General features: G+C 47.3%; 26 protein-coding genes and 1 other RNA gene. 7 read left to right on the top strand and 20 right to left on the bottom strand.

From position 1 onward, the window contains the following. Nucleotides 1-107 precede the first annotated feature (107 nt). Together ASF99_RS05310 and ASF99_RS05305 are read left to right on the top strand one after the other, a co-directional pair. Nucleotides 108-1019 carry an EamA family transporter gene (locus tag ASF99_RS05310; protein WP_055967431.1) on the top strand — a complete coding sequence of 304 codons (912 nt, stop codon included), beginning with the start codon at nucleotides 108-110 and terminating at the stop codon, nucleotides 1017-1019. Nucleotides 1020-1022: 3 nt separating this feature from the next. Next, nucleotides 1023-1484: a hypothetical protein gene (locus tag ASF99_RS05305; RefSeq protein WP_055967428.1), complete on the top strand. Its 462-nt coding sequence runs from the start codon at nucleotides 1023-1025 to the stop codon at nucleotides 1482-1484. Nucleotides 1485-1567: 83 nt separating this feature from the next. On the opposite strand, the gene ASF99_RS05300 is transcribed toward ASF99_RS05305, so the two are convergent. The 11 genes from ASF99_RS05300 to rnpB all read right to left on the bottom strand — a co-directional run bounded on the left by ASF99_RS05300 (nucleotide 1568) and on the right by rnpB (nucleotide 7548). Beyond that, nucleotides 1568-2089: a GNAT family N-acetyltransferase gene (locus tag ASF99_RS05300; protein WP_055967425.1), complete on the bottom strand. Its 522-nt coding sequence runs from the start codon at nucleotides 2087-2089 to the stop codon at nucleotides 1568-1570. 59 nt (nucleotides 2090-2148) lie between these two features. Beyond that, complete coding sequence (locus ASF99_RS05295; protein WP_035397916.1) at nucleotides 2149-2625, bottom strand: glutathione peroxidase; 477 nt, start codon at nucleotides 2623-2625, stop codon at nucleotides 2149-2151. A gap of 73 nt (nucleotides 2626-2698) precedes the next feature. Then, nucleotides 2699-2917, bottom strand: coding sequence for a hypothetical protein (locus ASF99_RS05290; protein WP_029341406.1), 219 nt, complete (start codon nucleotides 2915-2917; stop codon nucleotides 2699-2701). Between the two features lie 73 nt (nucleotides 2918-2990). Further along, a complete protein-coding gene (locus ASF99_RS17340) occupies nucleotides 2991-3215 on the bottom strand; it encodes a hypothetical protein (RefSeq protein WP_055967422.1) in 225 nt (74 codons plus the stop codon). Nucleotides 3216-3254: 39 nt separating this feature from the next. Then, nucleotides 3255-3662 carry a cytidine deaminase gene (locus ASF99_RS05280; RefSeq protein WP_055967419.1) on the bottom strand — a complete coding sequence of 136 codons (408 nt, stop codon included), beginning with the start codon at nucleotides 3660-3662 and terminating at the stop codon, nucleotides 3255-3257. After that, entirely contained in the window at nucleotides 3659-4135 is a 477-nt protein-coding gene (locus ASF99_RS05275; protein ID WP_326937796.1) for a GNAT family N-acetyltransferase, read from the bottom strand. The genes ASF99_RS05280 and ASF99_RS05275 overlap by 4 nt, the downstream gene beginning before the upstream one ends. Nucleotides 4136-4157: 22 nt before the next feature. Next, nucleotides 4158-4448: a hypothetical protein gene (locus ASF99_RS05270; protein WP_055967416.1), complete on the bottom strand. Its 291-nt coding sequence runs from the start codon at nucleotides 4446-4448 to the stop codon at nucleotides 4158-4160. 135 nt (nucleotides 4449-4583) lie between these two features. Further along, a complete protein-coding gene (locus ASF99_RS05265) occupies nucleotides 4584-4952 on the bottom strand; it encodes a hypothetical protein (protein WP_055967413.1) in 369 nt (122 codons plus the stop codon). A 234-nt stretch (nucleotides 4953-5186) separates the two neighbouring features. Next, on the bottom strand, nucleotides 5187-5633 hold the full coding sequence (locus ASF99_RS05260; protein ID WP_023467987.1) for an SRPBCC domain-containing protein: 447 nt from the start codon (nucleotides 5631-5633) through the stop codon (nucleotides 5187-5189). Nucleotides 5634-5917: 284 nt separating this feature from the next. Then, on the bottom strand, nucleotides 5918-7063 hold the full coding sequence (locus ASF99_RS05255; RefSeq protein ID WP_029341397.1) for a THUMP domain-containing class I SAM-dependent RNA methyltransferase: 1146 nt from the start codon (nucleotides 7061-7063) through the stop codon (nucleotides 5918-5920). A gap of 111 nt (nucleotides 7064-7174) precedes the next feature. Continuing rightward, nucleotides 7175-7548, bottom strand: an RNA gene (gene rnpB / locus ASF99_RS17055) — RNase P RNA component class B. 134 nt (nucleotides 7549-7682) lie between these two features. Between rnpB and ASF99_RS05250 the strand changes: the two genes are divergently transcribed. Next, a complete protein-coding gene (locus ASF99_RS05250) occupies nucleotides 7683-8126 on the top strand; it encodes a hypothetical protein (RefSeq protein ID WP_029341396.1) in 444 nt (147 codons plus the stop codon). Nucleotides 8127-8173: 47 nt separating this feature from the next. On the opposite strand, the gene ASF99_RS05245 is transcribed toward ASF99_RS05250, so the two are convergent. The 4 genes from ASF99_RS05245 to ASF99_RS05230 all read right to left on the bottom strand — a co-directional run bounded on the left by ASF99_RS05245 (nucleotide 8174) and on the right by ASF99_RS05230 (nucleotide 11797). Continuing rightward, nucleotides 8174-9517, bottom strand: coding sequence for a S8 family peptidase (locus ASF99_RS05245; RefSeq protein ID WP_035397930.1), 1344 nt, complete (start codon nucleotides 9515-9517; stop codon nucleotides 8174-8176). 49 nt (nucleotides 9518-9566) lie between these two features. Continuing rightward, a complete protein-coding gene (locus tag ASF99_RS05240) occupies nucleotides 9567-9980 on the bottom strand; it encodes a hypothetical protein (RefSeq protein ID WP_023467922.1) in 414 nt (137 codons plus the stop codon). A 59-nt stretch (nucleotides 9981-10039) separates the two neighbouring features. Continuing rightward, entirely contained in the window at nucleotides 10040-10732 is a 693-nt protein-coding gene (locus ASF99_RS05235) for a hypothetical protein (RefSeq protein ID WP_055967411.1), read from the bottom strand. 69 nt (nucleotides 10733-10801) lie between these two features. Continuing rightward, nucleotides 10802-11797: a potassium channel family protein gene (locus ASF99_RS05230; RefSeq protein WP_235147642.1), complete on the bottom strand. Its 996-nt coding sequence runs from the start codon at nucleotides 11795-11797 to the stop codon at nucleotides 10802-10804. Nucleotides 11798-11865: 68 nt separating this feature from the next. Between ASF99_RS05230 and ASF99_RS05225 the strand changes: the two genes are divergently transcribed. The 3 genes from ASF99_RS05225 (at nucleotide 11866) to ASF99_RS05215 (ending at nucleotide 13319) form a co-directional block, all read left to right on the top strand. Beyond that, nucleotides 11866-12093, top strand: a complete 228-nt coding sequence (locus ASF99_RS05225; protein WP_023467919.1) for a DUF1659 domain-containing protein — start codon at nucleotides 11866-11868, stop codon at nucleotides 12091-12093. A gap of 36 nt (nucleotides 12094-12129) precedes the next feature. After that, nucleotides 12130-12336, top strand: a complete 207-nt coding sequence (locus tag ASF99_RS05220; RefSeq protein ID WP_029341392.1) for a DUF2922 family protein — start codon at nucleotides 12130-12132, stop codon at nucleotides 12334-12336. A gap of 89 nt (nucleotides 12337-12425) precedes the next feature. Continuing rightward, nucleotides 12426-13319 carry a hypothetical protein gene (locus ASF99_RS05215; protein ID WP_023467917.1) on the top strand — a complete coding sequence of 298 codons (894 nt, stop codon included), beginning with the start codon at nucleotides 12426-12428 and terminating at the stop codon, nucleotides 13317-13319. A gap of 99 nt (nucleotides 13320-13418) precedes the next feature. Here ASF99_RS05215 and ASF99_RS05210 read toward each other — a convergent pair whose 3' ends face one another. The 5 genes from ASF99_RS05210 to ASF99_RS05190 form a co-directional block, all read right to left on the bottom strand. Beyond that, complete coding sequence (locus ASF99_RS05210; RefSeq protein ID WP_055967408.1) at nucleotides 13419-14489, bottom strand: hypothetical protein; 1071 nt, start codon at nucleotides 14487-14489, stop codon at nucleotides 13419-13421. A gap of 12 nt (nucleotides 14490-14501) precedes the next feature. After that, nucleotides 14502-15320, bottom strand: a complete 819-nt coding sequence (locus ASF99_RS05205; protein ID WP_023467915.1) for a hypothetical protein — start codon at nucleotides 15318-15320, stop codon at nucleotides 14502-14504. Continuing rightward, on the bottom strand, nucleotides 15317-15997 hold the full coding sequence (locus ASF99_RS05200) for an ABC transporter ATP-binding protein (protein ID WP_050677058.1): 681 nt from the start codon (nucleotides 15995-15997) through the stop codon (nucleotides 15317-15319). The genes ASF99_RS05205 and ASF99_RS05200 overlap by 4 nt, the downstream gene beginning before the upstream one ends. 300 nt (nucleotides 15998-16297) lie before the next feature. After that, nucleotides 16298-16720 (bottom strand): hypothetical protein, encoded by a 423-nt coding sequence (locus ASF99_RS05195; RefSeq protein WP_055967405.1) that lies wholly within the window; start codon nucleotides 16718-16720, stop codon nucleotides 16298-16300. Nucleotides 16721-16867: 147 nt separating this feature from the next. Then, the gene (locus ASF99_RS05190) at nucleotides 16868-17542 is read right to left on the bottom strand and encodes a CPBP family intramembrane glutamic endopeptidase (RefSeq protein ID WP_055967402.1); all 675 of its coding nucleotides are present in this window, start codon (nucleotides 17540-17542) and stop codon (nucleotides 16868-16870) included. Nucleotides 17543-17649: 107 nt separating this feature from the next. Between ASF99_RS05190 and ASF99_RS05185 the strand changes: the two genes are divergently transcribed. After that, a complete protein-coding gene (locus ASF99_RS05185) occupies nucleotides 17650-18333 on the top strand; it encodes a lytic transglycosylase domain-containing protein (protein WP_035397942.1) in 684 nt (227 codons plus the stop codon). Nucleotides 18334-18337: the final 4 nt, after the last annotated feature.

Raw genomic sequence — 18337 nt, 5'->3', positions numbered from 1 at the left:
TATACACCATACCATTTTTTCAATTATTTGGTTTATTCCATCCTACGCGTTCTGTGGTATTCTCGTTCTAATATCATTTTAAAAAATTGCATTCGAAGAGGTGACTCATGTCTAAATCATCATCGATGTTGCTCATATTACTCGCTGCGATCTTTTGGGGCACGACGGGGACCTCACAAGCCTTTGCGCCAGAAGATGCACACCCGATTGCAATTGGTGCCGTTCGTCTGGCTGTCGGTGGACTGTTCTTACTCTGTCTCGTTCTCTTCAAAGGAACGCTGACGTTACGCGACTGGCCGGTGCGGACGATTTTACTTGCTGCCGTCAGCATGGCGGCTTACCAGCCACTGTTCTTCTCCGCTGTATTGATGACCGGTGTCGCCGTAGGTACCGTCGTCGCAATCGGTAGCGCGCCGATCTTTTCCGGGTGTATCGAGTGGCTGTTCCTAAAGAAACGTCCAGCGTTGCTGTGGTGGGCATCGACCGGACTATCGATCACCGGTTGTCTGTTGCTTTTGAACAATCAAGGAACAGTTGCGATTGATCCAATCGGGATCGTCCTTGCACTCGGTGCCGGACTATCGTTTGCCGGGTATACGTTCGTCAGTCGAGACCTCGTCAAGACACACGCACCGCTGTCAGTCGTTGCCGTCATTTTTACGACGAGCGCCTTACTGTTGTCACCTCTGCTCTTCTTATTCGATCTCTCCTGGTTGTTCACGTCACGTGGTGCCGGAATCAGCCTCCATCTCGGCGTCGTTGCGACCGGAATCGCTTACTGGTTATTCGCGAAAGGACTATCGAACGTACCATCGTCGACTGCCGTCACGCTCTCGCTCGGTGAGCCGCTGACTGCCGCCTTGCTTGGTGTGTTCGTCCTCGGTGAACAGTTAAATGGTACGGCCTGGTTCGGAATCTCGTTATTGTTACTCGGAATCGCCTTATTGATCGGTTCGTCTCGCCTAGCAGCGCGCCAAACCGTTTTGACAGAAGAACGACAAACTCGGACTGGAGGCTAAATCATGCAAGAAATCACGCTTGAGAAACTACAATTTCGCGAAGATTATCACATCGGACTCAATCAGTTCTTGATGGATGTCGCAACTGGTAACCGATTGATCTTTCATTTTCGCGGGCATACGGAGGAGACGATGGTCATCGTCGGCGACTACAGCTGTAATTACTTCCGATTGACCTTCGAAGCGGATGCGATTCTGCTTCGTTCACCGGACCTCTACGAACTAAAAGAAGATGTTGAGATCAACCCGATTCCACTTCTGACGCTGACAGATTCAAAGCTACTGACGTTCGCACGTGAAATGATGAATCTCGATCCTACAAAAGACTGGGTTCATTACTGGCTCCGGGCGTTCGAGCAAGATTTTCATGTCTTGTCTCCCCGTCCACCGGTTCTGACCGATCTCGGACATAAGCGCAGTGATGCGATCGTCACCTATTCATTTGATTCGTTTAGCGTTGAATGACCTGAACCATTTTCATACGCAAAAGATCCACGAAACGGATATTCGTTTCGTGGATCTTTTCTATGAACATTCATAGGAGCAGATTATGGATGATCAATCGTATACTCCATCATCCAGCACGTATCTTCATTGATTTTTTTAACTTTCTGAAACCCACATTTTTCATAGGCTTTAATTGCTCTAAGATTTGATACGTCAGGATCTAGAATAATTCGATTTACTTCCTTATCTCGAGCGATATCTTCAACGAATAACTTTATCATTTTCGTTCCAATACCCTTATTAAAAAGTTCAGGATAACCAATAAACTGGTCAATTCCAATTATGATAAAATTCGCAGGATATCCAAATACCTCTTTTTGTTCGTCCGTTATCAAATAACGTTGCATGAATCCAATAGGTTCATCCTCTAACTCTACGATGTATGGAGCGACAGGTATCTCTCCATTTACTCTCGGTTCGTATTTATCTATCACTTGTTGCAACGTAAATGGTGCGTTCATATCTCCATAGAACTCTAACACTTCTTTTGTACTTAACCATTGAGACATGATTTCATAATCAGTATGTTGCATCTTTCTGATTGAGATAGAATTGATTTTCATATGTACCTCTCACATTCATTCGTAACCGTCCGACGATTCACACCGGACGGTTATTTGGTTTATAAATACAAAGATAGCGTTCTTTCAACTGACTGGACGGAATCGACCGGACTGAACCGCTGTACGACACGACCTTGGCGATCGATTAAAAACTTCGTATAGTTCCATTTAATCTTCGACGACAGCAGACCGGAGCGTTCGCGTTTTAGGAATGTATAAAGCGGATGCTCATTTGGTCCATTGACGTCGATCTTCTGAAATATCGGAAACGTCACGCCATAGTTCAGCTGACAGAACTGCATCGTCTCTTCCTGACTCGCGAACTCCTGCTGATTGAATTGATCGCACGGAAAGCCAAGCACCGTGACTCCTTGCTCGTCATATTTATCGTACAATGCCTGTAGTTCGCCAAGTTGTTTGACGAGCCCACATTTGCTTGCCGTGTTGACGATCACGAGGACACGCCCTGCATAGTCACCTAATGAAACAGTCTCGCCCGCTGCGTTTTGTACGGTTGCATCGTATACGGTTTGCATGTTTCCCAGCTCCTTTGCCCCGAGTATAAGACAAAACGCGCACCCTGTCGTTTTCAGGCATGCGCGTAATGCTTTACCAAATCGTCTCTTCTTTGTCGCTCAGTTTGATGACGAACGGTAGGATCAAAACGAACAAGAGACTGACGTATCCGAGCGATAAGTAATGTTGCGAGTCTTTTGAAATGTATTGCTTCACACCGCAGTTCGGACACGCTTTGCCATGTTTCGCAAATCCGACAGCGAGCACTTCTTTCGTTTTGAACTTATATTGGCAATTCGTACAACGTACCATCTGATCATCTCCTTCTTCCTTATCTACTGGTGGATTCAGGAAAAGTTTCATGAAATCGAAGGTAACCGACATCTTACCTCATCGATTCTTCCCGGTCACTCAACCGAATCAGAAATGGCAAGAACAGGACGAACAAGAGACTAATATTCCCGAGTGATAGATAAAATTGTGACTTCCGGGACATGTATTGTTTCACGCCACAGTTCGGACATGGTTTGCCTTTCCCGTGTATTGCAACACTGACAGCGAGTAGTTCTTTTTTGTTGGACTTATACTGACAATTCGTACAGCGTGCCATGACATCATCTCCTCCTCAATTTAGCTGTCCCTCTTACAATTACCTTTCAGATGGATACGCATTAGACCAGTGATAAGGTTGAAGCTGTTGAAGTGATTTAAACAGAATGGTTTGCTCAGTGTTCGTCACTGCCGCTAGAACATCCGGTCCAAAATAATTCAATCGTTCCTGACAGACTCCACACGGCGTCAAGATTTTAAATGGTGCTTGTTCATCATCCCGAACGACACACATCGTATGCGTGATGCGGCAATTGAGTTTGTGCGCCTCAAGAATCGCTCCGGTTTCTATGCATAACTCGGTCGAAGCGTTCACTACTTCTGGCGCCACACTCGTCAAAACTTGACCGTCATCGGTCGCCATCGCTGCTGCCCCACCCCATCCATTTGGATATCTGCTATTGATCAATTCCGTCGCCGCCTCGAATAATCGTTGTTCGATTGTCATGACATCACTCCTATCGATAAACGCATCTTCAAAAATTCATAACTTCCACCATTCGTCGCCTGTTGGAAGCGTTCGACGGGAAGGAAGCCACTTTTCGTATACAAGCGAATCGCCCGTTCGTTGAATGTCGCGACAGCTAATTCAATTTGTTTAGGTGCATACCGGTCCATGATGAACGCAAGACCGGCCTCTAAAAATACCACTCCATTTCCTCGGCCCGTCAAATCTGGTCGCATGCCAAGACCGACGTCAACGACGTCTGCGTTTGGTTCAAATACATAATAGCCAATCAATTCTTCCCGATCTAACACAGCAAAATAATGTTCCGTCCGCTTTGCTGGATTGAGAAATTCTGCTAAATCTTCTTCGTCGTTCGGCATATCATAAAATGCAAACGTCCCGTCATATTGCCACTCGTAGGCAATTTGTTCCGCCTGTCGTTGTGTCAGCGGTGAAAATGTATAGCTCACCATGATTCAGCTCCTCTTCGGTTCGTCAACGCGATCGATTCTTTCGATAGTCTAACAGTAGCGGCAATACGTTTAATCCGATTGAGATGAACGTCAACACCCACAGTGCCCGCTCCATGCCCGGTACGACGTCTTGTAACGCTGCCCAATCTTCTCGAGCCACGAATTCCGCGACGAGTCGGTATTCCGCGCACAGCGTCAGTGCCGTAAAACTCAGTCCAAGCACCATCAGGAAACGATAATCCTTATCAATCAAATAAAAGATGATATTCAGTGCCGTAAATCCAATCGCCAGTAAACCCAGTATGATCCACATCTTTCATTTCCCCCAAAGATAATTCGTTGTGTAATACCGTTCGTTTTGAACGCTTTTCAAGATTATGTATGCCTCATGCTACTTCACTCATACATTTTTGGTATCATTCATTTACTTTAATTAAGACGCGTATATTCAAGTGCGTGGTGAGCGGTATTTATAAATACTCCAGATGCTGAAAACACTTAAAGTCGTTCCAATGAACGAAAATAATGTTGTCGTCATTCCATTTTGTATCATGAAGCCAATTGGCATTAATCCGATAAATGTCAGAACAATAAAGGATTGATAGACTACATTGATGATATTGATTAGTGGATGGTTAAAGAACGATAAAATGAGCGGTGGTAAGAACAATACGATGGTCATGATCACCGAAATACGAAAGGCTACCGGCTCCTCTAACGAAATGACGTGATCTCCTACTGCATTTTTTGATGCGATGAATAATAATGCCACTGCGGAGCACATTGTTAAAAACACGAGCAATACTTTTCTAAGCATAATTTGACCTCCTTTTTTCCATCATACCATTCCCCTAAATAAAATGTTTATATTATACTTTAAATAACATCATTTAACAATTATTAAAAAATTTATATTTTTATTTTTTATCTTTTTATAAACTAAATAGCATTACTTTCTATACCTTACTCACAAAAAATCCCTTCTTAGACTAAAGTCCATGTAAGAAGGGATTTAATATGCAAAACGATACATTTCTCTTTTTTTAGAGTGTTATGGATTTAACTGATCAACAAGAGTATAGTTACCTGCTTCGACATAAGTCGTAAAACGATCCAGAATACTTTGCCATGAAGCACGTTGTGCATCCGGATCATTCACTTGATCGTCTTCAAAAATTTCAATCACTTTCGTTCGATGGCGCAACGGAATGAACATGACTTCGACAAGTCGTCCATCTTCTAATTGATAGCGCAAATGCTCTAAGGGTGAGACCTCCTGATACGTACCCAAATATTCGACATATGTCGGACTTCCTTCGCGTTGCATTCGACTTTTAAAATGTCCCTGTTCCATTAATTCGTTCTCGACATGTGTCGTGTACCAGCCATTCGACGATCGATACCATTGCATCATGTGCTGCGGTTCTGTCCACAGACGCCATACGGTCTCGATTGGAGCTGAAATCGTTGACGATATCATTAAAAAATTATCCAACATGTTCCCTCCACTTCAAAGTCTTCATTAAAGAAGTTAATCCTCTTAGATTTTTTCTAAGGATAACTTTCGATAGACTAGTCTAATTTCCCTACTTATTTATCGAAATAGTTTTAAAGAACTAAGAAAACAGGTCAGATGAAATGTTTATTCAGGAACTTTGTACCTTAGTCATAAAAGAAAGTAGAAATTCAAAATAAAAAACCGCTCAACAGAGCGGTTCGTGAGAAAAATCCCGATTTTCACATCAACTGTGCAATGAGATTTTTATAGGTGCTAGAAATGGCTTAAGCCTGCGGACGTTTTCGACGCAAACCATAGTATTGGTAGAACTGAACTTCGATGTTCCCGTTATAGAGCTTCCGGCGCTTCGTCGCTGGACGACCGTACGCTTTTTCGAACTCAACATACGACGTGATCATATAGACACTGTAGTATGGGAATTCTTTGTACGCCGTTCCAATCTTACGGTAGAGCTGATGGACTTCACGTGCGTCCTCCAAACGCTCCCCGTAAGGCGGGTTCCCGATGATGACACCGAAGTCTTCCTTTGGTTTGAAGTCTGCTGCGTCGCGTTGCATGACGTTGATCGCATCGCGGACGTCTGCGAGTTCTGCGTTCGTTTTCGCGAGCTTGACCATCTCTGGATCGACATCGCTTGCGTAGATCTTCAACGGTTTGTCCCACTCTGCTTTTTCGTTCGCTTCGTTGATCGCATCGAACCATGCCTTCTTCGGAATGCATTTCCATTCCTGTGAGACGAACTCGCGGTTGATGCCTGGTGCGATATTACGCCCAATCATCGCTGCTTCGATCGCCAGTGTACCTGAACCGGTGAAGACGTCGTAGAGCGGCATATCCGGCTTCCAGTTCGTCAGCATCAGCATCGCTGCTGCCATCGTTTCTTTGAGTGGGGCTGCTGAGTGGAACTCACGGTAGCCGCGTTTGTGTAATGCGTCGCCTGACGTATCGATCGTTAATGTTGCGATATCTTTTAACAACGCAACTTCAATCGGATAGCTTGCGCCTGTCTTCGGCAACCATTCCGTTCCTTTGTTGTACTGTTCTTGCATGTGCGAGACGATTGCTTTCTCGGTGATCTTCTGACAGTCACGGATCGAGAACAGCTTCGACTTGACCGAACGACCGTTGACGATGAAGTTCGCATCCCACGGCATCAATTCGTGCCACGGCAGTGCCTTGACTTGATCGAACAATTTTTCGAATGTCGTCGCGCGGAACTCAGCAACGACGAGTTTGATCCGGTCCGCTGTCCGAAGCCACATGTTCAAACGGGGAATGTCCTCCATCTCACAATCGATGTAGACCTTTCCGTCCTCGACCGTACATTCGTATCCTAACGCACGGACTTCTTTTGCGACGAGCGCTTCGATTCCCATCGCCGCTGTCGCGATGACTAAGCGTTTTGCCATATCGCGTTCACTCCTTTATTGTTTCTTCCACTGAATCGTTTCATTGCAATAAAAAAAGAGCCCAGGGTGGACCTGGACTCTCGTTCAACTTAAAAATAACAGCCTATGTGGTCCTGTAAGCCATGTTCTGTTCCTTAGTGTTTCAAACGGTTTGACCCTCACACGCAGGCGACAATCATCTATCTCCGTATTTGCATACGCTCTCCTTCGCGTTCAGTTCCGCTCCGGAAATTCCCCTACCAAATTTGGGTTTCTCGCTCGTGGGGTTTACCTCGTTCCACCTTCATGGTTTCCCATGAAGCTCCGTCACTGTGGCACCTTCAAGAAGTTTCGGCCCTATCCGAAGACTTAGGCGTTCCTTCTGCCGTCAGCTTGACGCTGCCTACACTTATCTTTTTGTGTAGCACGATCACTACAGCCATCGCAGGCTGTGCGAGCATGGACTTTCCTCAAAGCACCGAAATGCCCCGCGATTGTCCGAACCAACATAGTCACTGCTTATGAGTGTAGCGTAGATGCCGCTTTCCTGCAAGAGGCAATTCTCGTTTTATAAACGAAAAAGTTGCGTCCCTGCCTCATTTCACGGTATAGTACAAGAGTTCAGAAGGGGGCATGCAGTATGAAAAAACGACGCTCTGGTACGAACCGGCGAACGGTTCGCAAGTTGACGTTCCTGATCGAGATCGATGAGATCAAGGCACTTCATCTGCGAAACGGCATCTTCGCCTTCTATCGTCAAGGAGAGCTCATCCACGCGTTCGAGCCGTTCAACGTCAAGGCGCCCGATGCACTCTCAAAACGTAGCTATCATTTCGATCAACACGATATCTTGCTTATGAATGAACGTTTCCCTGAGCAAATTCCGTTGTATGATGAAGCAATGACGTTACGCTCTTGGGCCGACCAGGTCGCTTATGGTTTATACCAATTGATCGATTCCAGTCGCCTGTCGTTCGTCCATGAGGATGACACAGGATACAAAATGGAAGCGATGATCACGTGGACTGGAGAGGCATTAACACCTCCGACGCCCGTCTATAAAAAAGGAAAAGACCCGAAGTAACCTTCAGGTCTCGTACAGCGTTTCCCACTCGGTGGGAGGCGCTTTTTTTATTTGACGGTCAGGAGTCGTTCGACCGTTCGCGTATGGCGTCCACCACTCGTCTTGAATACGAGTTTATAGGACCCTTTTTGTTTCAATTGAAACGTGAACTTGTGCGTCCCATTTTTTAATTTCGACTGGGTGAACGTTTTAATGACTTTCCCATCTTTATAAAGACGGGTCGTCGTTTTCGCATTCGAATATTCGTCAAAGTAAAACGCGAATAGTTGATTCGGTTTGACTGTTGAAGGGAGCGACACTTTAGAAATCGGCGCCGGAAGCGCCGCTAACATTCCGGCATTCAAGCGACCGACTCCGTAATGTGAACTTGTATCTCCTGTTTTTTTGGTCGCAGCAGCATACAGTTTACTGCGCATCGCTTCATTCGTGACGAATGGATTCTTTGATTTCGCAAGCGCCAATACCCCGCTGACGACCGGTGTTGCCATCGATGTCCCGTCTAAGTAACCATACTTATTCCCAACGATCGTTGAATAAATCCCTTCACCCGGTGCCATGATGTTAAGTCCTTTGCCGTAATTCGAGAACGTCGACGCTCGACCGAGTGTGCCAACAGCCCCAACGGCGACGACTTGACTCATCGAACCTGGGAAGAGCACTTTATTGCGTCCATCATTCCCCGCTGCTCCAACGACAAGGATGTTCTTCGCTTCTGCTTTTTTGATTGCTTCTTCCATGTAGGGATCGAATTCATATTGTCCAAGCGACAGGTTGATGACGTCTGCTCCCTGCTCGATCGCATACAAAATACCGTCACCGATATCAATCGACGCAGCAAAGTCACCATCGAATACGTCGGCTCCGATCAATTTAACACCGGATGCGACACCAACGATCCCTTTCCCGTCTTCCCGTGCCCCGACGATCCCAGCGACGTGCGTTCCGTGATCGTCCGGTTTACGGATGCCCGAGATCGTCGTCGTTTTATAAATGACGTCCTTGAACTCGCGGTGTTTCGTATCGATCGCGTCATCAATGATTGCAACGCGAATATCCGATTTACCACGGCTGTACTTCCAGTAAGTAGGGATCCGTGACTGATCGAGATACGTTTGCTGGAACTGGGCAGAATCCGTCGCTTTCTTGACGTCCGTGATCGGAATCAAGTCGGCATCGATATCCTCTTCTTCGAGATGTGCAAGTGGCTCGACGAGAGAGAATCCTTTTTGTTTCAAGGCACGAATCTCGCTTAGCCCCTGATTCGCCAACCAGTTTTGTTTTTGTTGTTCTGTAAAAGTTGGGTCGTATTGTACGTATTGAGACTGCGCAAAGGCAGACGTTGGCATGGCGACGATTGTCGCTAGCGTGAGTAGTGCAAGTTGCTTTTTCATGGGAACCCTGCCCTTCTCTGTTTACGCGCCGACCGAAGAATCGTCTGGACTAAAGCGGAACCGTACCGTCCGGTTCTTCGCTGACTTCAAAAGGAATGATTTTTCCGATCGTCACGTAAGCATAATAGCGTGCAAGGACCGCACGCCAACGCGTTGCATCGATGCCTGTCAGATCTTCACCTAACGGGGACCCGTCGAACGTCTCGAACTGTTGGCAAAAGAACGCTTCCTCTTCTTCATGCCACGTTACTTCTTCGCCGATGAACCCAGTCGAAAAGCGGACGAAGTCCGCAATCGAGGGTCCAATCACTTCTGCCGGCAAGCGTTCGCTCATCCGTCCGACCAGTTCATACCGGTCGCGTTGTGCTTGTTCCGCTTCTTCAATCGAATGACACAGCAGCACTTCACGATTTATTTCTACTAACACGACATAGTCACCACTCGGTAAATTGACGTGAATCATCCCTACACCCCTTGGATTGGATTCGTGCGGCTTCTAGGTGTCATTTTTTCTTCGATAATTTATAATGTCCATTTTCGATCAAATGTTAATTCAATCGGCTTGTTATCTTTCGACTTTAACATAACGACCCGTGTCGTTTCAATTTGATCGAGGAGATCCGCTTGACGAAGAGACTGAATTTCCTTCGACGAACCGGCTTCAATCCGATCTCTGTACGGGGCAAGCAACGCTTGTTGATTGCTCGCGAGCGCGTACCAGGCAAGTCGAGCGAACGGCTCATCTTTTGCTGTCTCGAGCGCGTAGCTCTCGAAGATATCTGGAAGATAACTGCTAAATTGATCAAGCGCGTCGATGCGTTCTGCAACGTCGAGAATCGTTAACCAACTCGGGAGCGACAGCAACGATTCACTTGACCACCAGTCGAGTAAATCGACATGTTCTTTAAGTAATTGCTGTGCTTCTGGTCGATCAATCATATGTTGTAGGGTCTGGATGAGTTCGTTCCAGGCAAGCGACCAGTATTCTTCCGATGGATTAGCTGAAAGGAAGAATTGACGATAGACCGTCAGCAATTCTGAAACGTCCGTTAATGGTTCGACTTCCAATCGCTGATTAAAACGGCTAACTGCTTTTGTAAAATAATTTGGTTCAAGCGTCAATGCCATATAGAGTAATTTTGGTGCGTTTTTAATTTCTCCTTGATCGACCGTCTCGAATAATTCTTGAATCCATTCTGGTTGTGGTTGTGTCATAATCCTTTTCCTCCGTCTAGTAAATTTGTTTACTATACCCGAAAAAAGATTAGTTAAATCCTTTCTTCCCTAAATCGCTCCAATTCGATTCGCCGTCTCTTCTGAGCAAAGGACGATCAACGTCCCGTTTTTCGGAATCGTTTCATCAAGTCGCCGATTCAAATCAAGCCGTTTCCCGTCGGACAGAATCGTCACCCCTTCTTCTAGTAAGGCATGAAACGCATCGCGGTATGTCGCCCATTCCGGTCGCGTCGGAATCGAGAACATGCCTTCACCGTCTTTCGTCAACAAATTCGTCACGACTTTCGTCACGCCAGGATGATGGGACGCGAGGATCGCCATCCTGGCAATCGTCTCGTCACCAAGCAACACCTCATCGACCTTGACCTGTTCGAAGCTGTCGAGGTGTTCTTCGAGCATCATCTCGACGATCGTGTAGATGTTCGGGTTCGCCCGTTCGATGCTTGAAGCGATCAACAGTGTCCGTCCGTCAGCATGGACCGGCGGAATCGAATGATCCGCGAGGACGATCGCACGGACCGCCTTTTCGATGTGAGCTCGCTCGAGCGTCGACGTCAGCGCCGGATCACCACAGACGTAATGGAATCGGGGGTGACTGAATGGCTCCCGCTCTAGGTCGTCGACGAGGACGACATCCGTATGTTCGAGCAATGACTCGATGACGTGCTTCGAACGCCGACTGTAACCGAAGACGACCGTATGTCCTGTTTCCTTCACTTGTAACAACCCTCTTTCCTTTTGATTACGAATCAACTGGACACCGTCGACCAGTTTTGAGATCAATCCACCGACGATCCCGATCCCGAAGATGAAAACGAAAATCGTCAGAATCCGACCGGTATCCGAGTTCGGGAAGAAGTCCCCGTATCCGACCGTGACGACGGTCGTCATCGTCCAGTAAACAGCGCGGAAGTAGGACCCGAACGTCTCCGGCTCAAGCGCATACATGATGCCCGCGACACCGAAGACGAAAATTAAGGACGCATACCCGAGCGTCCGCATCCGTAGAAACGAGACTTTTCGTAAAAAACGTAACCAGACCATGTTTTTTTCATTCCTTTCGAACAATCCGGTCTCTTCCCCTGTCAATAAGGGCGAAGGAGGTGATACACATGACACAAGCAGAAGAAATCAAGACGAGTCTCGTCATCGTCTTCGAGCGTAAAGACAAGGTGACAGCAAACGGTGATGCCGTCGTCGCTCGCCGCCGCTACAACGGCTTACGTTCGAATCTTCCAGCAGACGTCGTCGCTTCGATCGGGCAATCGATTGGCAGCTTACTCGACGGACGCTACGCGCTGACGGAAATCAGCCGTGACTACGCTTTACTGAAGGCATAACCCACCCTCTACATTTCATGAAAGGAGTGACCATTGATGGAACATACGATCGTCCTGACGTTCGATACGGTGACGAAAAAACCGTATCGCTTACGCATCGCTGGTGCGAAGGAGAATGCGACCGTGGCTGAGATCAAAGCAATCGGTGACTTATTTGTCGCCCATGACCCGTTCATGAACGGTGTCACACGTCTCGCGTCCGCCGAATTGCAAAACAGTTCGGAATCGGCATTCGTCTTGTAAGCTTTTTCAGTCCATCGTCACGGGATTACGTGACGATGGCTTTTTTTTGGTATACTAGAAACATCAACCAGCTGAAAGGAAGTCAATTTATGGCCAAACGCCCACTCACTCCTCGCGAATGCGAACTCGTCGTCTGTAGTCTCTACGTAATGGAACTCATCCCGTTCGAAGGCATCATGGAACGTCTCGAATCCATTACGCTTCGAGACATCATCGGCCCCGTCGCACGTGGTGAATCGACGCGGGAGCAAGCTGCTGACGCGCTTGACCAGTACATCAAGGTCCGACGTCGCCGGTTCCGCAACGTCCCACCGGAACATCTGTGGTCGCTTGACGACCGGATTGAACAAGAGGCACTGCGGATGATCCGCAAACGTTCGCCGCTCTCGGCAGGAGAAAAGCTCCAGCCGAAAGCCATTCCTCATGAAATGGGGGATACAGTCGAGATGAAAGTGACCGAAATCCAGGACCGCAACAACAAAGTGACCTTAATCGGAAAAGTCGGTAACGTCACGGCGAAACTCCCGGTCGCGAACCGTCAAGCCTATAAAGGCAACAAGACGATTTCCGCCTGGATCACGGGTGTCGAGAAGAAACCTGCCTTACTTCATTTATCGACATCCGACTATGGCAAACATCAGCCGTCAGAAGACGTCAAGGCAGCGTATGCGACTGCCGTCGCCGCGTTACGTCGCTATTTCGAGACGAACGAGCTCCCGACGACCGAAGAAGTCGATCTTGCAAAATCACTGTTCCAACGGATGATCCGTCGCGATCAGAACGATTGGTTCACGGTTTACGTCGCGATGGGTCGCCCGCAACTCGATCACGTCCGGCGCTGGGTCAAGGTCATCCAGATGCTCGCCCGCTCCCTGCGTGGTGACGAAGAAGCGACACAACAACTTGCTTCGCAGGAAGATCGCTTCTTCAAGGATGCCTTGTTGCGCGCCTGTAAAGCGGCAGAGAAAAATTTCACGTCTTAATGCTTTCGCCTTAACACGTATCGATTCCTAGTCAAAACGAAAAAATAACGCTTCGCACCGGACAACTTTTCCGGTGTGAAGCGTTTTTGTATTCGTTGATCATTGAATTGAAAAATCGTAGATATTCGTTCCTTTTTTGCGATTCGCATCCTTGATTTCTCCCTGATATATCAATTGCTCATGCTTCAAATCAATCACGGACACTTGGAAGCCAGCGTTCGTCTCGGATGAGAGATAAAGCTGCATCTCGTCCGTAGAATCCAACCAATCAATCTTTTTCAAAACAAGCGGACTACTTACACTATGCTCGGATAATCGTTTTGTTTCCAAGTCGAACGTCGACCATTCGATGCGTTTCGTCTCTCCTTCTGGCAGACGGAGTCCAATCAGGTAACGACCATTTGCATAAGGCGTATAACCGATTTGTTGCTGATCTAACTCCTCGATGGACCGAACGCTTTTCCCATCATCAAGGAAATAAGAATGTTTCGTGTTCTCTTCGTCGCCATCAAATGGTTGTTCCGTGTAGACGATCTCATTTTGATGAATTGCTAAAAATTGACGCGCGTTTTTAGGCGCTACTGGTTTTTGAAGAACGATTTCTTCGACTCGGTCGCCTGATAAATCGAGCACAAGAAGTTTCGTTTTCGTGGGCTGATCGATCCGATCAAGTTGGATGTAAACTTTCATCGCCTGCTTATCGATGACACTGGCTTGTAAGTCAATCCCTGTCTCAAGTTTTGTATCATACTGAAATGTTTTCTCGAACATCTCCTCCGTCTTGAACGTAAACATCTTAAATCGTAATTTATTGTGTTTAATCTGAATCGCATACTCCGATTGTTCATCTCCACTGACATTTGTTTCCATTTGCGTCGTGAATGCATAATATTTGTCTGGTAAATCCGTCATTTTATCTTCACGGAATAGTTGTCCGACGTAAGAGTTTGACTGTTTTTCGATGTCACCCTTTGCGTTGACATCATAAATCGTCGAGCGCATCCCTTTCGTCTGAAGACGTAAATTAAAATTTTCGATTTGCGAAGTCTTTCCACTGACGGTCTCAAGCGACAAGTCCGCCCCTTGGATCGATAGTGTATAACCGATGTAGCTTCCAATTGTCATGAGAATGATCAATCCATAGATCAAAAGTTGACGATATCGTTTCATGAGAGTTCTCCTTTAGACGGATAGGCGCGTCTGGACTAACCGCAGATTTTTGTACGACACATATAACGTCAAGAGCACGACGTACCCGAGATAAAATTGCATGTGCAGTTGACTCAAATCGTTCGAAATAGCTGACAACGTCACACCTATCACGATCCACCCGGCAATCAGCGCAATCCCGGTTAATCCGACGAGGAAGAACGCTTTGCTCTTTCGGAACGATCGCTCAAGTAAAACTGTCATGAAAACGAACGAGATGACGATGAATGTCATCAGTAAGATGAATAAAATATCACTCGGATACATTGTGTAGAACAACTTCATGTAGAAGGAGTATTCGTTGATGCTAGCTGTGACTTGTTGAGCATCTGGTAATAACCATAAGTAGAGAGTGCGACTAAGCAACAACAAGACCCACTGGATGCCGATCAGACTAGCGACGACAAGTAAGAGTGTCGTCATCTTCGATGCAACAATCGCCCGGCGTGATCCAGGAAGCAATAGTAGCCGGTAGATGTACTTCGTCTCGCCCATCCAGTCGCGGTACCAAATCCAGAACGCGAACAGGACAATCATCCCCATCGCTAATACAATGATCGAATCGTAAAAATTCGTTGCTTGCGCAAATAACAGCGGACCACCACCCTGCTCGATGGCGTCGAGTTCTGATATCTGTTCGATCCGCATCGTTGCCTCAACCGAGTGCTGATAATCGTAAATCTGATAGAGCAGTGACGCAATTTCTGCGACAATCAATCCTGAAATCAACAAAACCAGTAATTTCGTACTTCGTTTCAGTTCTTCATTCGTTAATAACAACCAACGTTTCATCCTTGATATACCTCCCGCATCCGGTCCTGGACCGATTGATGATGACGGCCGCGCAGCTCATCCGTCTCTTTGACTTCGACGATTTTCCCGTCCCGCAAGAACAACACTCGGTCAATCACCTGCTCGACCTCGGCGATCTCGTGAGTCGTCATCAGGATACTCCGTCCTTCCATGAACTCACTTGAGAAAATCCAAGCGATTTGTTCTTTCATGAAGAGATCGATTCCTGCAAGCGGTTCGTCGAGTAATATGTACGGTCGATCAAGCGCGAATCCTAAGACGAGATTGAACTTCGCCTTGTTCCCTTTTGACAAGTTCGCCATTTTATCCGTCGTAAACAGCTGGAACGTCTGCAGCAACCGTTCCGCTGTCTCTTGATTCCAATCTGGATAATGATCCGCCATATACGCGAGCGCTTGTCCGATCGTCATGTAGCTCGGCATCGTCTGGAGATCAGGCACGAACGCGATCTGGTCGCGCGACGTTTTGCCATTGACCGTCACTGTCCCGGCATCCACCGGAATCAGACCGAGTATCGCTTTTAAAATCGTTGACTTCCCTTCCCCGTTCAAGCCGATCAGACATGTCACTTCGTTTAAACCGACAGAGAACGTCACGTCACGTAAGACGTGCTTCTTTCGTCCGTATCGCTTTTGTAGCCCCTTCACTTCAAGCACTAGACTTTCCCTCCTTCATTATCACCATTGTATTAAGACAATAGTACATCTGTTAACTGTATGGTACATGCCATACAGTCTAGCGTCAACCTGTTTTTTCCTGCTATCATCCAGAAAATGAAAAGGAGCCGGACAAAAATGTCCGACTCTGCGAGTATTTCGATTTCGTTTTTGCTATTTAATTTATGAAAGAAGAGACGTTTTGTTCACTCGAAAACGCTTTCTAGTGAAACGGTTCGATATGAACAAAAAAGAGAGGACGCCCTGATGGACGCCCCCTCTGAACACGTGACTGGTGTTTCAATAAATATCAATCGTTGACTCCAGTGCCCGGCATGTCCGACGCACGGTCGGTAAGAAGTCGGTCCGTTTTGCGACACCGCCTTCAATCTGGACATGCTGAATGCCCTTCGTCCGCTGCATCGCTGTTAAGACGGTGACCAGCTCGATGAACCAATTCGAGATCAGTTCGACGACCTGTTCGTCAAAAGCGGCAGCACCATACACATCATACCCGTTCTCGCAGAGATGGTTCGGGAAGCGGGCTTTAAACCGATGAATCAAAGTGTCCGTCGTCGGAATCAAAAATTCGTCGTAGATGACACGTTGTTCGGCATCAAGCGTTTGTTCTGTCACACCATCCATCATCAAATGTGGCTGATTGCCGATATTCAATGTCCAACTCGTCTTCTTTCGCTCGCCAGTGGAAGTGATCGTTCGCATGGTTTCATCCATCTCCTTTTGATGTGTAAGCGTTTACCTTCTCATTCTACCTGTCATTTGACCTGTTCTGCAACCGTCAACTTGACCAATTTAAACGATGACTTCGCTTGACATTCAGTCTACCAAATTCAACGCTTTTTGACGATGTCAGGAATTAACATCGTCCTTGTAAACGTAGACGGCAACGAGATCGATCAAGACATGGATGATGATCAGCGGCCAGAGCGTCTCGAGCGCTAGATACAAGTAGCCGAATCCCGCTCCGATCAGTCCTGTCACGAGAATCGCGAACCACCCTTGATAGCGATGGGCAATCCCGAACAGGATGGCACCGATCCAGACGAAGCTAATGTCTGAAAATGGTAAAAATAATCCGAGCGCATGGAATAGAAAACCGCGATAGATCAACTCTTCCGTCACTCCTGCCATCAGCGCGACCATTTGGAACCCGGTTCGCTCCTCTTTCGTTCGCGGCAGAATCAGTCGCTCCGCCTCACTTTGATAGAGCGGCAACAAACGTTTACGAAACGCTGGAACGGTCGCTGTCAAAAGCAAGACGATGCAAAGCAAGACGATCAGTCCGATCGTCGCGTACCAGACCGGACCACTTGGGACAAAAAACGTCAAGCCGATTTCCGGCAACCGTGTGCCGCTAATCAGCGTTCCACCGACGAGCAACAGACATAAGATGGCGCTCGACTGGACCATCGAGGGGTAGAATTCCTTACGTGGGACGATCGTCAAGTCGACCGGTCGGACCGCTGCGATGATCGAGAGGACGACGAGCAATCCGAGTAAAAATCCATTTACAAAGAGATACATGACTTCGACTCCTTTTTTGATTCCACACTCCCGTCACAGAAAGTGCTATTAGACCCTACTAAAATATGATACCATTCAGTGGAATCCTATACAGAGGAGAGAACAACATGCGAAAAGTTTTTCGAATCAGCATCTTGTTCGTACTGTTCGCCCTCATCGTCAGTAGCTTCATCTACTGGCAAAATCGGGAACGTGTTCAAAATGAAATGTATCGTACGTATTATGGACAGCATGGCGTACCTGCCGAGAACATCGACATCTACGAACAAGCCGCGGCACGTTACGGCATCGACTGGAAGCTCCTCGCCTCCATTCATCGCGTCGAGACGATCTTTTCGAACTCGTCAGCGATGCAATCGTCCGTTGGCGCCATCGGCCCGTTCCAATTCATGCCGAAAACATGGGTCGGTTGGGGATACAAAGGCGGCACGTCGCTCGGTGACATCGAGCATGACGGCATCGACGTCACGGATCCGGAAGCCATCAAAAAATATGGTGGTCTCGGAGTCGACGCGGACGGCGACGGCAAAGCTGACCCAACGAGTCTCGTCGACAGCGCCCACACGGCAGCGAAATACCTGAAACAACACGATGTTACGAAGACATCGGACCGAGACACGCTCGCGACAGCACTGTTTGAATACAATCGCAGTGAACAATATGTTTCTGACGTGCTCGCCCAATATGATCGTTACCAGCAACACGTCGAGGCGATCGATGCGAACGACCTCGATCTCAAGAAGAAGACACTCGCGTTCTTCCTTCGCATCAGCTCACGTTTGACCAATTAAAAGG

The sequence above is a fragment of the Exiguobacterium sp. Leaf187 genome (assembly GCF_001423925.1).
GTDB classification, from domain to species: Bacteria; Bacillota; Bacilli; order Exiguobacteriales; family Exiguobacteriaceae; genus Exiguobacterium_A; species Exiguobacterium_A indicum.
This window is presented reverse-complemented; position numbering and strand designations above follow the sequence as displayed.

What these genes read in the sequence shown, in the direction of transcription:
- ASF99_RS05310 (WP_055967431.1), top strand. Translation starts at nt 108, where the DNA reads ATGTCTAAATCATCATCGATGTTGCTCATATTACTCGCTGCGATCTTT.
- ASF99_RS05305 (WP_055967428.1), top strand. Translation starts at nt 1,023, where the DNA reads ATGCAAGAAATCACGCTTGAGAAACTACAATTTCGCGAAGATTATCAC.
- ASF99_RS05300 (WP_055967425.1), bottom strand. Translation starts at nt 2,089, where the DNA reads ATGAAAATCAATTCTATCTCAATCAGAAAGATGCAACATACTGATTAT.
- ASF99_RS05295 (WP_035397916.1), bottom strand. Translation starts at nt 2,625, where the DNA reads ATGCAAACCGTATACGATGCAACCGTACAAAACGCAGCGGGCGAGACT.
- ASF99_RS05290 (WP_029341406.1), bottom strand. Translation starts at nt 2,917, where the DNA reads ATGGTACGTTGTACGAATTGCCAATATAAGTTCAAAACGAAAGAAGTG.
- ASF99_RS17340 (WP_055967422.1), bottom strand. Translation starts at nt 3,215, where the DNA reads ATGGCACGCTGTACGAATTGTCAGTATAAGTCCAACAAAAAAGAACTA.
- ASF99_RS05280 (WP_055967419.1), bottom strand. Translation starts at nt 3,662, where the DNA reads ATGACAATCGAACAACGATTATTCGAGGCGGCGACGGAATTGATCAAT.
- ASF99_RS05275 (WP_326937796.1), bottom strand. Translation starts at nt 4,135, where the DNA reads ATGGTGAGCTATACATTTTCACCGCTGACACAACGACAGGCGGAACAA.
- ASF99_RS05270 (WP_055967416.1), bottom strand. Translation starts at nt 4,448, where the DNA reads ATGTGGATCATACTGGGTTTACTGGCGATTGGATTTACGGCACTGAAT.
- ASF99_RS05265 (WP_055967413.1), bottom strand. Translation starts at nt 4,952, where the DNA reads ATGCTTAGAAAAGTATTGCTCGTGTTTTTAACAATGTGCTCCGCAGTG.
- ASF99_RS05260 (WP_023467987.1), bottom strand. Translation starts at nt 5,633, where the DNA reads ATGTTGGATAATTTTTTAATGATATCGTCAACGATTTCAGCTCCAATC.
- ASF99_RS05255 (WP_029341397.1), bottom strand. Translation starts at nt 7,063, where the DNA reads ATGGCAAAACGCTTAGTCATCGCGACAGCGGCGATGGGAATCGAAGCG.
- ASF99_RS05250 (WP_029341396.1), top strand. Translation starts at nt 7,683, where the DNA reads ATGAAAAAACGACGCTCTGGTACGAACCGGCGAACGGTTCGCAAGTTG.
- ASF99_RS05245 (WP_035397930.1), bottom strand. Translation starts at nt 9,517, where the DNA reads ATGAAAAAGCAACTTGCACTACTCACGCTAGCGACAATCGTCGCCATG.
- ASF99_RS05240 (WP_023467922.1), bottom strand. Translation starts at nt 9,980, where the DNA reads ATGATTCACGTCAATTTACCGAGTGGTGACTATGTCGTGTTAGTAGAA.
- ASF99_RS05235 (WP_055967411.1), bottom strand. Translation starts at nt 10,732, where the DNA reads ATGACACAACCACAACCAGAATGGATTCAAGAATTATTCGAGACGGTC.
- ASF99_RS05230 (WP_235147642.1), bottom strand. Translation starts at nt 11,797, where the DNA reads ATGGTCTGGTTACGTTTTTTACGAAAAGTCTCGTTTCTACGGATGCGG.
- ASF99_RS05225 (WP_023467919.1), top strand. Translation starts at nt 11,866, where the DNA reads ATGACACAAGCAGAAGAAATCAAGACGAGTCTCGTCATCGTCTTCGAG.
- ASF99_RS05220 (WP_029341392.1), top strand. Translation starts at nt 12,130, where the DNA reads ATGGAACATACGATCGTCCTGACGTTCGATACGGTGACGAAAAAACCG.
- ASF99_RS05215 (WP_023467917.1), top strand. Translation starts at nt 12,426, where the DNA reads ATGGCCAAACGCCCACTCACTCCTCGCGAATGCGAACTCGTCGTCTGT.
- ASF99_RS05210 (WP_055967408.1), bottom strand. Translation starts at nt 14,489, where the DNA reads ATGAAACGATATCGTCAACTTTTGATCTATGGATTGATCATTCTCATG.
- ASF99_RS05205 (WP_023467915.1), bottom strand. Translation starts at nt 15,320, where the DNA reads ATGAAACGTTGGTTGTTATTAACGAATGAAGAACTGAAACGAAGTACG.
- ASF99_RS05195 (WP_055967405.1), bottom strand. Translation starts at nt 16,720, where the DNA reads ATGCGAACGATCACTTCCACTGGCGAGCGAAAGAAGACGAGTTGGACA.
- ASF99_RS05190 (WP_055967402.1), bottom strand. Translation starts at nt 17,542, where the DNA reads ATGTATCTCTTTGTAAATGGATTTTTACTCGGATTGCTCGTCGTCCTC.
- ASF99_RS05185 (WP_035397942.1), top strand. Translation starts at nt 17,650, where the DNA reads ATGCGAAAAGTTTTTCGAATCAGCATCTTGTTCGTACTGTTCGCCCTC.